Raw genomic sequence first — 14,560 nt, 5'->3', positions numbered from 1 at the left:
GGCTGCTCACTTGGCCGCCATGAAGTCGCGCAAGGCGTCGACGACGAGGCGGTTGGCTTCCTCGGTACCGATGGTCATGCGTAGCGCGTGCGGCAGGCCGTAATTGTTCAACGCCCGCAGCACCAGGCCGCGTTTGGTGAGGAACGCGTCTGCGTCGGCTGAGGTTTTGCCCTTCTCGGTCGGGAAGTGGATCAGCACGAAATTGGCGACGCTCGGCGTCACCTTCAGTCCGAGTCTGCCGATCTCTTCCGTCAGCCAGTTGCGCCACTCCTCGGTGAACGCCTTCGACTTCTGGACATGCGCGGTGTCCTCGATCGCGGCGACCGCTGCCAGCATCGCCGGCGTCGAGACGTTGAAGGGACCTCGGATGCGGTTGACGGCATCGATGATGTGCGCCGGGCCGAACATCCAGCCGATCCGTAAGCTGGCCAGCCCGTGAATCTTGGAGAAGGTATGCGTCATCACGGTATTTTCGGTGGTGGCCACCAGCTCCAGGCCGAGTTCGTAATCGTTGCGCGACACGTAGTCGGAGTACGCAGCGTCGAGCACCAGCAGCACATTCGATGGCAGGCCAGCGCGCAGCCGCTTGACCTCATCGAACGGCACGTAGGTGCCAGTCGGGTTATTCGGGTTGGCGAGCCACACCAGTTTCGTGCGCGGCGTCACGCGCGCGAGGATGGCGTCGACGTCGGCGGTGAAATTGGTCTCGGGCGCAATGACGTTCTTGGCGCCGTTCGCCATGGTCGCGATCGGGTAGACCAGGAAGCCGTGCGTGGTGGAGATCGCTTCATCCCCATGGCTGAGATAGGTGTGCGCCAAAAGGTTGAGAATTTCGTCCGAGCCGGCGCCACAGATGATGCGGCTGGGATCGAGCCCGTAGGCGCGGCCGATCGCTTCGCGCAGCACCCGCGAGGTTCCTTCCGGATAGTCCTCCAGATGATCAGCCACGTCCTTGTAGGCTTCGATCGCCTTCGGCGACGGCCCGAACGGGGTCTCGTTGGCCGACAGCTTGAACACCTTGCGGCCCGGCTCCGGCACCGGCGTCTTGCCGGGCGTGTAGGGCGCAATATCGAGAATGCCGGGATTCGGCACGGGGCGGTTCATCTTCAACTCCGGAATTTCGGGCGGCGTTTAAGGCTTCGCCGACCCGTTCGGGGGCACCGTATAGCGCGTTGCGTGGCTGCCGACGAGAGCCGAAGAGCGCACCGAGGCGCCGGCCTGGATCAGGGCGGCCTTGATCTTTTCGAACCCGGTGCCGGCATCCGACACCAAAAGCGCCGCGCCGTCGAAAGCGGTATCGGGCACCGCGACGATTTCGGCGAGCGGCGCCAGCGCGCGGGCGATATCGGCGTTCCACCCCGAGACGCGCACGCTCCACATCTGCACCTCCGTCACCATGGCATCATCGGCGACGCGCGAGATCACGAACACCGGCAGCGCCGCCGGATGATCGGCGCGTTCGAGGAACGGCAGCCGGGCAATGATTTTTGGCGCCCCTTCGGCTTCCAGCGCACTCCACCACGGCGTGCGGCTCGAGACCGCCGAGACCAGCGCCAGATCGCCCTTCGACTTCGCGACCGCTTCCACCGCGGCCTGTGCGCTGAAATGCCCGACATAGGGCACCACAAAGCCGAAGTGAAACCGCGCCGAATCCCGCATCGCGGGCTCGCCGACCGAGACATCCGCATGCACCGAGAACGGCGCCTGGACGTAAGTGAAGGTCGAGATGATGACGCGCCAGATGCTCTCGATGGTGTCGAGCGGCAGGATGCCGCGGTGGCGCTCGACCAGGCTGCGCATCATGCTGGCCTCGCGCGCGGGCCGGAACGCCGAGCCCACTTCCTGGGTCTGTTTCACCTGGATCAGCCGGTCGATGATGTCGCCGCGCGCCATCAAGAGGCGATGGACCTGCTCGTCGATCGCGTCGATCTCCTTGCGCAATTCCTGCAGCGAGGGCGGAGCCGGGGGAGCCTTGGACATGTTTCAACTCGGCAAATCGTGATCCTCATCCCCGCATAACGGCTTCGCCGTTATTGCTGGAGGAGCGGCGCCTGCGCCGCGTCTCGAAGGATGGAGGCCCGTTCTCCCTCATGGTTCGAGACGGCGCAAGCGCCTCGTCATCATGAGGACATCTATGACCCCGGTTAACCATGCGGCTGCCTTGACGGGGGGCGTGCTTCGGACTAGTTTTGTTCCATTCCGTGGTCATTTGAGCCGGCCGGCTTGCAGCCACGTTAAACAACTCGCTAAACAGGCCGGGGACAGATTTGATCCCGGCCGAACCTTTCGTTCAGGCCGGGTTTTTTTACGGCCTGATTTCTGTCTGTAAGGACCTCCGCGAGGAGGAAGGTCGGGATGACACAATTGCAGTCGGTATCCAGTCCGTCGATTCACAGCGAGGACCGCGCCCACGAGGCCGATCATCCGACCTCGCCGGTGGCCAAATTCGGCATCGATCAGCCCTTGAAGCTCGATTGCGGCATCGATCTCGCGCCATTCCAGATCGCCTACCAGACCTATGGCGAGCTGAACGCCGACCGCTCCAACGCGATCCTGATCTGCCACGCGCTGACGCTCGATCAGCATGTTGCCAACGTGCACCCTCTGACCGGCAAGGCCGGCTGGTGGGAAATCATGGTCGGCCCCGGCCGCCCGCTCGACACCGATAGATATTTCATCATCTGCTCGAACGTGATCGGCGGCTGCATGGGATCGACCGGTCCGGCCTCGACTAATCCAGCGACCGGCAAGGCGTGGGGGCTGGATTTTCCGATCATCACCATCCCCGACATGGTCCGCGCGCAGGCCATGTTGCTCGACCGGCTGGGCATCGAAACGTTGTTGTGCGTGATCGGCGGCTCGATGGGCGGCATGCAGGTGCTGCAATGGACGGCAGCCTATCCGGAACGGGTGTTTTCCGCGCTGCCGGTCGCCTGCTCGACGCGTCATTCGGCGCAGAACATTGCGTTTCACGAACTCGGCCGGCAGGCCGTGATGGCCGATCCGGACTGGCACCACGGGCGTTATTTCGAACGCGGCACGCATCCGCATCGCGGATTGGCGGTGGCGCGGATGGCGGGACACATCACCTATCTCTCCGACGCCGCGCTGCATCGCAAGTTCGGTCGGCGGATGCAGGATCGCGAGCTGCCGACGTTTTCGTTCGATGCGGATTTCCAGGTCGAAAGCTATCTGCGCTATCAGGGCTCGTCGTTCGTCGAGCGCTTCGACGCCAACAGCTATCTCTATCTGACGCGCGCGATGGACTATTTCGATATCGCCGCCGACCATGACGGCGTGCTGGCGGAAGCATTTCGCGGCATCAAGACCCGCTTCTGCGTGGTGTCGTTCACCTCCGATTGGCTGTTTCCGACCTCGGAATCGCGCGCGCTGGTGCATGCGCTGAACGCCTCCAGTGCGCGGGTGTCGTTCGCCGAGATCGAGACTGACCGCGGCCACGATGCCTTCCTGCTCGACGTGCCCGAGTTCTTCGACATTTCTCGCGCCTTCCTGGAATCCGCGGGCAAGGCGCGCGGCCTTGATAGTACAGGCGGTTGATATGGCCCTTCAGGAACAAGCGTTGCCGCTCGGCGGCATAGCGCCCGATCGCACCGGCAAGTATCGCACCGATCATCTCCTCGTCGCCGAAATGATTCCGGCCGGCTCAAAAGTGCTCGACGTCGGCTGCGGCGACGGCGAACTGCTGCAGCTCCTGGAGAGCCGCGGCATCGACGGCCGCGGCATCGAGCTGTCGCGCGAGGGCGTCAACCGTTGCGTCGCCAAGGGGCTGGCCGTGGTGCAGGGCGACGCCGATACCGACCTCGTCAACTATCCAGACGATGCCTTCGATTACGTGATCCTTTCGCAGACGCTGCAGGCGACGCGACAGCCGAAGCCGGTGCTGGAAAACCTGCTGCGCATCGGCCGGCGCGCGATCGTGTCGTTCCCGAATTTCGGCTTCTGGAAGATGCGGCTGCAACTGCTCGTCGGCGGCCACATGCCGCGCACGGAGAACCTGCCGGCGACATGGTACGACACGCCGAACATCCATTTCTGCACCATCAAGGACTTCGTCCAGCTCTGCGACGAGATCAACGTCAAGATGGAGCGCGCGGTGGCGCTGGATCTCTACGGCCGCCCGGTGCCGCTGAACCTGCCCTGGTGGGTCTGGAACATGTTCGGCGAGCAGGGCGTGTTTTTGCTGAGCCGGGGCGGGAAGGGGAAATAGGGATCGCTGCGGTCAGACCATCGCGGCCACCATCGACCTCGGGTCCCGCACCGGCCATCGGCCGGCTTCCACCAGCGCGATGAACCGCTCGACCATCTCGTTGAACAGCGAAGGCTCTTCGAGATTGAGCACGTGGCCTGACTTCGGAAAGAACGAAAGCCCCGCGGCCGGCAGATGCTGCTTCAGGAACAGGCTCGGCCCGATGCAATTGTCGTCCTCGTCGCCGCACAGGATCAATGCCGGCGTCGGCACGCGTCGGATCGCATCCGTCATGGTGTAGATCGAGGGCCGCTTGCCTTGAAAGCTGCGCATGGTGTTGGCCGAGCCCCTGGCGTCATGCCGCGCCAGTGCCGCGTAGAAATCGGCGTGGCCACGCGGGTCCTTCAGCAGAAACGGAATCCGGCTCGGCGCCTCGCGCGTCACCTTTGCGACTTCAACTGAACCGATCGTTTCATACTGCGCGGCATTGGCGACGCATTGCGCGCGGAAGGCGTCGAGATGTTCGAGTGACGAGCCGGCGCCCACGGCGGCGAGCGTCATCGACAGCGCACGCTCCGGCGAATTGAGGCCGACCTGCAGCGAGGAATAGGAGCCCATCGACAGGCCGACGAAATGCGCTTTCGCGATGCCGAGGTGATCGAGCACGGCGAGCGCGTCGGTGTAGAAATGCTCGTAAGTGTAGACGTCGGCCGTATCAGGCACGTCGGAGGGTGGATAGCCGCGCGCCGAATAGGCGATGCAGCGATGGCCGCGCGAGAAGTAGCGCATCTGCGGCTCCCAATTGGTGTGGTCGGCCGCGAACTCGTGCAGGAAGATGATCGGCGTCCCGTTTCCGGCCTCTTCATAATGAAGACGGACGCTATCCTTGGCGACGGCATAGGGCATTTCGGATTCCTCTCGATTTTCTTGTTTTTACGTAACTTCTTTGCGCAGCTAACCCACAAAATTGCAATTAATTCTCGGGGCTGCAATGCGGCAGGAAAGGTTCATTTTTGCCATCGAATCGTCGCGGAATCACCCTGGAATTGTTCCCGCACCGCCACACAAAATCTTCCTCTCGTCACATCGCCAAACGCAAAACGCCGGCCGCGTTCGTTCGTAGACGAACGCAAAGTTTGGGAGTGTTAGAGGACCAAGTATGAGTCAGTTGTTTGCGTTTCGCCGGTCGCTTCGTTTCGTCGCGTTGGCACTATGTTCGGCTTCCATCTTCGTATTTGTCTCTCCGGCTTCAGCAAAACCAAATCACGGCGCAGGGCAACACGCTCGCGCCCATCGCGCCGGCCATCACGTCAAGCATTACACATATCGCCACCATCGCCATGCTCTCAGGATGTCGCGCTGGGAGCGCAGGGGTGCACACATGCAGGCGGGCGGCTTTGCCGAGAACAACCCGAGCTTCATGGGAACGAGCTTCATGGGAAGTAGCGCCGAGATGGTGACACCCGGCGGTTTCGTCTCGTCCAACAAGGCAGCGCGCGCCGATCGCGCCGGCCGTCGTGCCCGGCTCCGGCACGCCGCGCACGCATCGCGCTGGGAGCGCGCGGTCACCCAGATGCACGCGCGCGGCCTTGCCGATGCCAACGCAAGCGTCACGCCGGGAACGAGCGTCGAATCCAGTTCAACGGTAACGCCGACCGCCGGCGCGATGGCCTCAGGCTACACCTCATCGAACGTCGTCGCCGAGGCACGGAAATATCTCGGCGGCAATCCGACGGGACGCGGCAGCCTGTGGTGCGCCCGCTTCATGAATATGGTGCTGCAGCATTCCGGGTATCGCGGCACCGGCTCGGACATGGCGAGCTCGTTCGCCAAATACGGTCAGCGCATTTCCGGCCCGCAGGTCGGCGCCATCGCCGTGATGTCGCGCGGCCGCCGCGGCGGCCATGTCGGCGTCATCACCGGCATCGACGCCAAGGGCAATCCGATCATGATCTCCGGCAACAGCGGCAACCGCGTCCGCGAGATGCCGGTCTCGCGCGGCCGGATCTACGCCTACGTCATGCCGACGAACTGAGGCGAACCCGTAGAGCCTGTGAAGCTTTTGGGTCCGCGGGGATTGGCAAGGCGAGGTCAGGGTGTGAGTTGATCCGACCGTTGTGAAGAGACGGACGTTGGCGGTGCCACTAGGTTTTGGCGAGACGGTGGCCCTGCAAGATGTTGTTGGTGAGCGCGAACCAGAGCACGACGGCGCGGACCTTGTCGATGCCGCGGACGGTCAATTGCCGCAGGTCCCAGTTGCGCCAGCGGGCATGGATGCATTCGCAGATCGTGCGGGCTCGGTACTGCGCCTTGCCATCTTCGCTGGCCATGCGGGCACGCCAGGCCAACACGCCCGGGCTGTCGCCGGGCCGGGGCAAATAAGGATCGATGCCACTCCTGGATTGTGTTGGTGGGCAGTAGACGTCAACGCCTTTGCCATGCGCCCACTCGATGTCCTCGGCGCTGCAGAACCCGCCATCGACGAGGTGGCGGCGGGGAAAGCAGCCCAGCAGTGAGCGCGTTCGTTCCAGCATCGGCCGCATCAGGCCGCGATCCGATCCATTGTTATCGACATCGACCGTGACCACGATCAGCTCGCCCGCTGCACTGGCCACCTGCACGTTGTAGGCTGGACGGAAGCCGGCATCCGCCATCTTCATCACCCGTGCCTGCGGGTCTGTGGTAGAGGCCCGCGGTTCCTTCGGCTTTTTGCCATTGCCGCCCTTCTCGTCGAGTTGCTTTCGCTTGCGCTTGATCTCGGCCAGCGCCGCTTGCGCAGCCTGTACGCGCTCGCTGCGTTCGCGCGCCGCGCGCTCCCTGGCGGCCCGGATGCGCCGATTGCTGGCTTCCGGATCCGCATCGACCTCGCGCTTCAGCTCCTCCACTATCGCCTGGGCCTGCGCCATCTGCCGATCCAGCGTCGCCTCGCGCCGGAACGATCCGGTCCCCGCATTGGCCCGTATCCGCACCCCGTCTTGGGTCAACTTCTCCAGATCGACCAGCCCCGCCTTGCTCAGCGCCGCCAGATGCTCGCTCAGCAACCGGTCGAGCAGGTCGGCACAACCGACCCGGAAGTCCGACAGCGTGTGATAGTTCATCGACACCCCGCCACAGAGCCAGCGATAGACGTCATGGTTCTCGCAGAGGCGGGCCAAGGCACGCGCGCTGCCCACGCCATCGCTCGTGGCGTAAAGCCAAAGAGCCAGCAGCAGTCGTGGCGATGGCGGCGGATGGCCGGGCGTATTCTCCCGCGCCTTGACCCGATCCTCAAGCTCGCTCAGGTCCAGCCCCTCAACATAGCCCCAGATCACGCGCGCCGGATGCTCTTGCCCGATCAGGCTCTCGATATCCACAGCGCGAAGTTCGATCTGCTCGCGCATTGGCTCGCGCAGTCGCGGCGCTCCACGCGGCTCCGCACCCGCTCGGGGCTTTACCTGTTCCGGCAATTCTCCAAAGAGCCCTTCGTCAGCCATTATTCTCTCCGGCGAATCAACGCACATAGAGAATCACGACCGCCTTGATCTCCGCTACATCCGCCAAGCCGAAATGAAAGATTCACAGCCTCGTAGGGTGGGCAAAGGCGCGCAAGCGCAGTGCCCACCATCGCCGACGGTTCGCACGCACGGTGGGCACGCGTAGCCTGTCATCGCGCGCGCATTCGCGCGACCCGTGGCTTTGCCCACCCTACGGCGCTAATGGGGAGAGGCAGCCGTGGTCAGAAGATCCATCTCCCGGCGCTCGTTTGAGCGCAGGTGATCCGCTTACGGGAGCGGTTCGACCTTCGCTGCCATGTCGGGGGCGCGTGTGACGCGGTATGTCGCGTTGCTGCATTTGAGGACCCAGACGACACGGTCCGGCTGGGATCGCTTTCTGTCCCTGGTGGCGCCGAGCGCCTTGTCACAGGTAAACCCCTGCGTACGAATCTGAGCCGACAGCATTGTCTGCGGCGTTTCGGCCGCAACCTGTTGCGCCCCTACCGGTGGGCTGAAAAGGACAGCAGCGATAGCCAGGAGTAACGATCCCTGTGTTTTACGCATGACCTCAATCCTCCGAACAGACATCCCGCTCGTCTGAGTGCTGAACTATATGGCAAGAACACCGGCGTTGTCTGCCTTGAGTTAATAGGCGAAGTGATGGACGCCTGAGCTGCCTGAGATCGGCTGCGTTAAGCCGTTCCGTTCAATTTGAATGCTCTCAACAAGGCTATTGCCGTGGGTTTGATCGTGGTTTGTCGCGGCTTTCTCGCGCTTGGGATCTGAAAGTCCAATCGGGGGCGACCTCACGTCCGCGCAGCGTCGATGCGCGTCACCATCGAGACCGGCTCAACCGCAAGACGGGTGATGTATCGCATATTGAATCTTTTTCGGCGGGCTAGCTGGCACACATTTGCGTCGATGATCTGAAGATCGCGGGGCGTCATCAGCGAATTAGAATTCCTCCAAGTCGCATTGCGGCGGCCGCTTGCATGGAACCGCGCGATCTGGAGCGATTCTAGCAACCACACCCATCGAACTCCGAGGATGTCTGCGTTAGAGCGAGGCATCAAAAATCCTACCGGCCAAAGCCGGCAGACTTCGGGGCATCTAAGGTTGACACCAACAGCATTTCATTCGTTTTCCGCCACTCGACTTCAACTCTTGCGAACGATCTGCCTCGGGGCAGTCAGCAGTTTCACCCTCTCCCTGCCGACAGGCGCTGCGCTGGCGCAGTCGTCACTGCCGCCGGTCACCGTGGACGCGCCGCAGGAGCGCGCGCGCCCGGCGGCGGCCCAGCCATCCCGCCGCGCCGCGACCACGCGCGCGACGCGCATCTCTCGCGCCGCTGCCAACCCGCAGGCGGCACCGGCTGTGCCTGCATCGGGCCCAGGTGCCGGCGAACGCGCCAACGGTCCCGTGCGCGGCTTCGTCGCAACCCGCACCGGGACCGCGACCAAGACCGACACGCCGATCATCGAAACCCCGCAGTCGATTTCGGTCGTCACGACAGACCAGATCAAAAACCAGGGGGCCGAGTCGGTCGGCGCGGCGCTGCGCTATACCGCGGGCGTCAGCGGCGACGTCAACGGCGGTTCCGATACGCGATTCGGCGGACTGCAGATCCGCGGTTTCGACATGACCATGCCGGGCCTTTATCTGGACGGCCTGCGGCTGCCCAGCAGTCAGTATGTGCACTTCCTTGGTCTGGAGCCCTACGGCGCCGAACGTCTCGAAGTGCTGAAGGGGCCATCCTCGGTGATGTACGGCGGCAGCGGCACCGGCGGCATTCTCAACTATGTCAGCAAGCTGCCCACGGCCTACCAGTTCGGCGAGATCTCCGTCTCGGGCGGCAGCTTCAATCGCTACCAGGGCCAATTTGACATCGGCGGCTCCGCCAACAAGGAAGGCACCGTGTTGTGGCGCCTGACAGGCGTCGTCCGCGACGGCGAAACCCAGGTTGATTTCACCAAGGACAACCGCGTCTTCATCGCGCCCTCCGTGACGTTCAAGCCGAACGACGCCACCACCATTACCCTGCTGGCCAATTATCAAAAGGACACCACGGGCTGGGGCCTGCAATTCCTGCCGGCATCGGGCACGGCGTTTGCCAATAACGGCCGCTTCATCCGGAACACGTTTTTCGGCGGCGAACCCAATTTCAACCGGTTCGATACCGAACTGGCCACGGCCGGATACCTGCTGTCGCACGACATCAACGAGGCCCTCACGTTCCGGCAGAACCTGCGTTATGCGTGGATGCACAACGAACAGCAGAGCTTCTACGGCCTGGGCTACGCCTCCGCGGCCGACGAAGCCGCAGGCCTGATGTCGCGCTATGGCGCAGGCGGTGCATCGACCATCAACTCCTTCGCGGTCGATAACCAGCTCCAGGGCAAGTTCGTCACCGGCATTTTGAGCCACACCACGTTGTTCGGCATCGACTACCGCAACACGTCGTTCCGGGACGCCGCTTCAGGGTACAGCACCGGCAAGATCAACGTATTTGCGCCTGTCTACACCAACACATGGACCAATGACGGCCCCTACGACGACAAGGCCATCAAGCAGTCGCAGATCGGGTTCTACGCGCAGGACCAGATCAAACTCGGCCGTCTCTCGTTCCTGGTGGGCGGCCGGCAGGACTTCGCCTCGACCGATCTCGACGACCGTTTCAACAAGTCTTTCGCTACGACCGACGCCTCGGCCTTCACCGCTCGTGCGGCCGTGATGTACAATTTCGACAACGGCATCGCGCCGTATTTCAGCTACGCCGAATCGTTCCTGCCGGTGCTCAACGTCAACGCCGCGGGCGAGCTGCTGAAGCCGGAAACCGGCGTCCAGTATGAAGTCGGCGTGAAGTACCAGCCGGTCGGAATCAATGCGCTGATCACTCTGGCGGCGTTCGATCTGACGCGCTCCAATGTCGTGACCTTCGCGCCTCCATCGTACACTGCCGAGCAGAGGGGGCAGGTGAACTCGCGCGGCATCGAACTCGAAGGTACTGCTACGCTGATCGAAGGTTTCAACGTCCGCGGCGCCTACTCCTACATCGATGCCGTGGTCACGGAGGACCCCGTAAACGTCGGCAAGGCGCCGACCACCGTGCCGCTCAACCGGTTCGCGCTGTGGACCGACTACACGCTGCAGAGTGGGCCGCTCGCTGGCGTCCAAATAGGTGGCGGCGTCCGTTATGTCGGTTCGACCTTCGGCGACGATGCCAACACCTTCAAGGTGCCGGCCTCGACCGCGGTCGACGCGCTGCTGGCCTACACCAAAGACAACTATCGCCTGGCGCTGAACGTCACCAACATCGCCGACACCCGCTATGTCGCAGCCTGCTACGGCTACACAAGCTGCTTCTATGCCGAGGGCCGCAAGGCGATCGCGAAGCTGACCTATCGATGGTAGGTCGGCTGCGAAATGCGATGGATACATCACCGCCGGTCGGTCGACCGGCGGTGATGACGTTTGCTAATTGAGGCACCAACAGCACGGGCGAAGCCATGAAATCAATCTTCGGGCGACTGCATCGCTGGGCCGGCCTTCTCACCGCCGGCTTTCTGTTTTTTTCGGGCGTCACCGGCGCAATCATCTCGTGGGATCACGAGATCGATGACCTCTTGAACAAGAATCTGTTCGATGTGACCAGCAGCGGTCCCGCGATTCCTTCCGTCGAGCTTGTCAAGCTGATCGAGCAGCGCGATCCGCGTGCGCGCGTCGTCCACATGTTCATGACCCCGGAGAAAGACCATTCGCTGTGGTTCTTCGTGCTGCCGCGGATCGATCCCGCCACCGGCAAGCGATATGAGCTCGACTACAATCAGATCTTCCTCGATCCCAACACCGGCGTAGAGCTCGGGCGGCGCCACTGGGGAGCGGTGTGGCCGGTGACGCGCGCCAACTTCGTCTCGTTCCTCTACAAGCTGCACTACACCATGCACATTCCGGAGTTCTGGGGCAGCGATCGCTGGGGCATGCGCGTGCTCGGCGTCATCGCGATCATCTGGACCATCGATTGCTTCGTCGGCTTTTATCTGACGCTGCCGTCCCGTCGCCGCGCCAGGGCTGAGCGGGCACCTGCCGTTGCGCGCGAACTCGGCCGTGGCTTCTGGACGCGCTGGGCGCCGGCCTGGAAGATCAAGACCTCAGGCAGTGCCTATCGGATCAATTTCGATATCCACCGCGCTTTCAGCCTGTGGACCTGGGCGCTGCTGTTCGTCATTGCCTTCACGGCGTTCTCGCTCAACCTGTATTTCGAGGTGTTCTCGCCGCTGATGAAGACGGTATCGAACTACACCCCGACGCCGTATGAGCAGCGTCCGTATCGGCATCTCGACGATCCGATCGAACCCAAGGTCACGTATGCCGATATCGCCGCGCGCGCCGCGGCCGACGGCAAGAGGCGCGGATGGACCACGCCTGTCGGCTCGATCAACTACGGCCCGGCGCACGGTGTGTATGCCGCGGCTTTCTTCCACCCCGGCGACGACCATGGCGCCGGCGGCGTCGGCCCCGCGCAGCTCTATTACGACAGCGAGGATGGACGCCCGATCGGCGAGCGACTGCCGTGGGTCGGCACCGCCGCTGACATCTTCGTGCAGGCGCAGTTCCCGCTGCATTCCGGACGTATCGTGGGGCTGCCCGGCCGCATCCTGATCTCGGTGATGGGGCTGGTGGTTGCGGCGCTATCGGTGACCGGCGTCGTGATCTGGTGGCGCAAGCGCCGTGCCCGGGTCCGGGTGCGCGAGACCGCTGCAGCACGCGCGAGCGGACACCTCGCGCCGGCGGAATAGCTCCATCGAGCCGGTCGGGCCTCCGAATCGGGATCGGGATTGAGAATGGTGGGCACGGCCAGGAGCCCTTCGCCCACCCTACCGCTACTGATTTGCCTGCCCTGCAAGCACGCTTTCACGCCGGAGCTGCGACAAATCAACACGACGGGGCAAATCGCTTCGGATTTTCAGAAATCGTGTCAAGCCCACGAATCAAAAATATACTGCTTTCGTTCTCACCCAAATCAGCCGCATAAATCCGCCCGTCTCACGGCGGATGAGGGGCGCTTCGCGATCGTCACGAACGTGCGGTGAGATGCGATGGACGCGAATGGCGCACAAGACGGTGGCGCCCGACGCGTACGGCGAAGTCGTGTGGTTCTGGCGCCGCGGTGCTGGCGTTAAGTCCGAGAGAAGCGAAGCTTCTCGGGGGCGACGGAGGCAAGAAAGCCGTTCTCCGGGAAGAGCACGAAGTAAGCCGTAAAGCCATTGCGCAGGGAAGGCCGGGATGCTCCCGCTGTACCTGTATGCTCGTGTGCGTTTTTCCTATGCGCAATTGCACACGAGACCGCGGGTGCGGCGCGCGCCCGGTCTTCCCCATAGGCGTTAAGTTTATCCTTGAGTGTTGGAATCACGTGTGATTCCAAGGCGGGATGGCAGACGAATCGCTTCTGAACGAGGACTGGACGAGAGTGGTTACGCAGCTCGGCGGGGCTGCGCAGCTTGAGATAAGTGCGCGCCAGACGAAGGCTTTCGTGCGGCGGCGCCAAATTCCAGATGCGGTGTCGTTACTTCGGCTGATGCTGGCCTATTGTCTGGGTGAAAGAGGGTTGAGATCGACAGCCGCGTGGGCCGCTTCTGTTGGCCTTGCCGACCTCAGCAGCGTGGCGTTGTTCTATCGCCTGCGTCAATGTGGCGATTGGTTTGCAGTGCTGGTGGAGGGCTTGCTCGCTGCGGCAGCCCCGAAGGCGAGCCGAGGCCGCCTGATCCGTATTATCGATGCGACGACAGTGCCTCAGGCAGGACCGGCTGCGCGCAGGTACAGTGAGCTTTGGCGCGTTCATAGTGCATTCGATCTGCCATATGAGCGCTTTGGTCACTTCGAGCTGACAGATCAGCAAGAGGGCGAAACGTTTGACCGGATACCGGTGGTCAAGAACGAGATCCGCATTGCTGACCGCGCATATCTGCAACCTGACCGCATCGCCGCTGTCCGCGACGCCGGGGCAGACGTTTTGATCCGAGCGGGCTGGAAGAACGCACGTTGGCTTGATGCCAAAGGCCTTCCGTTCGATCTGATGGCCCAATTGCGTGCGGCGAAGGCGCACGGACTGATCGATCGGAGGATTTGGATCAAACGCAAGGACGGTGCGCCTCTGGCTATGCGTCTGGTCGCAGTCAAGAAGCCCGCCGGTGCAGTCGCGGCTTCGCGTCGTAAAGCCCGGCGAGACGCACAAGACGAAAACCGCGTCATCTCCAAAGAAACTCTGGAAGCCGCGGATTGGGTCATTCTGTCACGTCGCTCGCACGGGACGAGTCCTCCACCAAGGATGTACTCGCGCTCTATCGACTGCGATGGCGCATCGAACTTGGCTTCAAGCGACTGAAGAGCCTGATTGGTCTCAAGACGCCACCTGGAACCGATCCGCGCTCCGCCAAGCCCTACCTGCTGGCCCACCTCTTGATCATCCTGCTGCTCGAGCCGCTTGCCTGCGACTTCGAGGACTCTCCCCGCTGGATGCAGGCCGCCTGACGACACCTGGCGCTTGGCGTATTCTGCAACAACTCGTTGCATCCTTGCTACAAGCGATCATTCCACAACCAACCATCCGTTGCTTCCGCCGCAGAAAACGAGCGCTTGGGCGGCACCTGCGCGAGCCTCCTCGAAAACGTCGGTATCAATCGATGCTCGCGCTACCTTAACGCCTATGCGGTCTTCCCTGCGCCCTCTAAATGAGAGGGCGGGAGATTCTTAGGCAAACCTCGGGCAGTTCATGTCGCGAGATCGCCGACCTACACTCAATTGTCATCGCCCGGCTTGACCGGGCGACCCCGCATTCCAGAGACAGCAGTGATTGAATCGATAAGCCGCGGCGTACTGGATC

Annotated in this window: 11 protein-coding genes and 1 riboswitch; of the genes, 7 read left to right on the top strand and 4 right to left on the bottom strand. The window is 62.8% G+C overall.

Going from position 1 to position 14,560, the window contains the following annotated elements; translation table 11 throughout:
• Window positions 1-6: 6 nt before the first annotated feature.
• The gene (gene hisC / locus LMTR13_RS34560) at window positions 7-1,104 is read right to left on the bottom strand and encodes a histidinol-phosphate transaminase (RefSeq protein WP_065731641.1); all 1,098 of its coding nucleotides are present in this window, start codon (window positions 1,102-1,104) and stop codon (window positions 7-9) included.
• 27 nt (window positions 1,105-1,131) lie between these two features.
• Window positions 1,132-1,980, bottom strand: a complete 849-nt coding sequence (locus LMTR13_RS34555) for a chorismate mutase (RefSeq protein WP_065731640.1) — start codon at window positions 1,978-1,980, stop codon at window positions 1,132-1,134.
• Window positions 1,981-2,191: 211 nt separating this feature from the next.
• A riboswitch (SAM riboswitch) is annotated at window positions 2,192-2,271 on the top strand.
• A gap of 84 nt (window positions 2,272-2,355) precedes the next feature.
• Between LMTR13_RS34555 and metX the strand changes: the two genes are divergently transcribed.
• Together metX and metW are read left to right on the top strand one after the other, a co-directional pair.
• Window positions 2,356-3,558 (top strand): homoserine O-acetyltransferase MetX, encoded by a 1,203-nt coding sequence (gene metX, locus LMTR13_RS34550; protein ID WP_065731639.1) that lies wholly within the window; start codon window positions 2,356-2,358, stop codon window positions 3,556-3,558.
• 1 nt (window position 3,559) lies between these two features.
• The gene (metW, locus tag LMTR13_RS34545) at window positions 3,560-4,228 is read left to right on the top strand and encodes a methionine biosynthesis protein MetW (protein ID WP_065731638.1); all 669 of its coding nucleotides are present in this window, start codon (window positions 3,560-3,562) and stop codon (window positions 4,226-4,228) included.
• Window positions 4,229-4,240: 12 nt separating this feature from the next.
• Here the strand turns inward: metW and LMTR13_RS34540 are convergent, their stop codons facing one another.
• A complete protein-coding gene (locus tag LMTR13_RS34540; RefSeq protein WP_065731637.1) occupies window positions 4,241-5,113 on the bottom strand; it encodes an alpha/beta fold hydrolase in 873 nt (290 codons plus the stop codon).
• Window positions 5,114-5,366: 253 nt separating this feature from the next.
• Here LMTR13_RS34540 and LMTR13_RS34535 point away from each other — a divergent pair, with 253 nt between their 5' ends.
• Window positions 5,367-6,242, top strand: a complete 876-nt coding sequence (locus LMTR13_RS34535; protein ID WP_065731636.1) for a TIGR02594 family protein — start codon at window positions 5,367-5,369, stop codon at window positions 6,240-6,242.
• Window positions 6,243-6,351: 109 nt separating this feature from the next.
• On the opposite strand, the gene LMTR13_RS34530 is transcribed toward LMTR13_RS34535, so the two are convergent.
• Window positions 6,352-7,680: an IS1182 family transposase gene (locus LMTR13_RS34530; RefSeq protein ID WP_197520869.1), complete on the bottom strand. Its 1,329-nt coding sequence runs from the start codon at window positions 7,678-7,680 to the stop codon at window positions 6,352-6,354.
• 1,419 nt (window positions 7,681-9,099) lie between these two features.
• On the opposite strand from LMTR13_RS34530, the gene LMTR13_RS34520 reads away from it, so the two are divergent.
• From LMTR13_RS34520 to LMTR13_RS43925, 4 genes are all read left to right on the top strand, one after another.
• Complete coding sequence (locus LMTR13_RS34520) at window positions 9,100-11,091, top strand: TonB-dependent siderophore receptor (protein ID WP_065733216.1); 1,992 nt, start codon at window positions 9,100-9,102, stop codon at window positions 11,089-11,091.
• Between the two features lie 95 nt (window positions 11,092-11,186).
• Window positions 11,187-12,476: a siderophore utilization protein FsrB gene (gene fsrB, locus LMTR13_RS34515; RefSeq protein ID WP_065731634.1), complete on the top strand. Its 1,290-nt coding sequence runs from the start codon at window positions 11,187-11,189 to the stop codon at window positions 12,474-12,476.
• Window positions 12,477-13,108: 632 nt separating this feature from the next.
• Window positions 13,109-14,062 carry a transposase gene (locus LMTR13_RS41440; RefSeq protein WP_065731633.1) on the top strand — a complete coding sequence of 318 codons (954 nt, stop codon included), beginning with the start codon at window positions 13,109-13,111 and terminating at the stop codon, window positions 14,060-14,062.
• Window positions 13,957-14,208: a transposase gene (locus LMTR13_RS43925; protein ID WP_083219346.1), complete on the top strand. Its 252-nt coding sequence runs from the start codon at window positions 13,957-13,959 to the stop codon at window positions 14,206-14,208. Before LMTR13_RS41440 ends, LMTR13_RS43925 begins: the two co-directional genes overlap by 106 nt.
• Window positions 14,209-14,560 lie beyond the last annotated feature (352 nt).

Source organism: Bradyrhizobium icense (genome assembly GCF_001693385.1).
GTDB lineage: Bacteria > Pseudomonadota > Alphaproteobacteria > Rhizobiales > Xanthobacteraceae > Bradyrhizobium > Bradyrhizobium icense.
The sequence above is the reverse complement of the archived record's forward strand: the minus strand, read 5'-3'. Positions and strand labels throughout refer to the sequence as shown.

What these genes read in the sequence shown, in the direction of transcription:
- fsrB (WP_065731634.1), top strand. Translation starts at nt 11,187, where the DNA reads ATGAAATCAATCTTCGGGCGACTGCATCGCTGGGCCGGCCTTCTCACC.
- metW (WP_065731638.1), top strand. Translation starts at nt 3,560, where the DNA reads ATGGCCCTTCAGGAACAAGCGTTGCCGCTCGGCGGCATAGCGCCCGAT.
- LMTR13_RS41440 (WP_065731633.1), top strand. Translation starts at nt 13,109, where the DNA reads ATGGCAGACGAATCGCTTCTGAACGAGGACTGGACGAGAGTGGTTACG.
- LMTR13_RS34535 (WP_065731636.1), top strand. Translation starts at nt 5,367, where the DNA reads ATGAGTCAGTTGTTTGCGTTTCGCCGGTCGCTTCGTTTCGTCGCGTTG.
- LMTR13_RS34540 (WP_065731637.1), bottom strand. Translation starts at nt 5,113, where the DNA reads ATGCCCTATGCCGTCGCCAAGGATAGCGTCCGTCTTCATTATGAAGAG.
- LMTR13_RS34530 (WP_197520869.1), bottom strand. Translation starts at nt 7,680, where the DNA reads ATGGCTGACGAAGGGCTCTTTGGAGAATTGCCGGAACAGGTAAAGCCC.
- metX (WP_065731639.1), top strand. Translation starts at nt 2,356, where the DNA reads ATGACACAATTGCAGTCGGTATCCAGTCCGTCGATTCACAGCGAGGAC.
- LMTR13_RS34555 (WP_065731640.1), bottom strand. Translation starts at nt 1,980, where the DNA reads ATGTCCAAGGCTCCCCCGGCTCCGCCCTCGCTGCAGGAATTGCGCAAG.
- hisC (WP_065731641.1), bottom strand. Translation starts at nt 1,104, where the DNA reads ATGAACCGCCCCGTGCCGAATCCCGGCATTCTCGATATTGCGCCCTAC.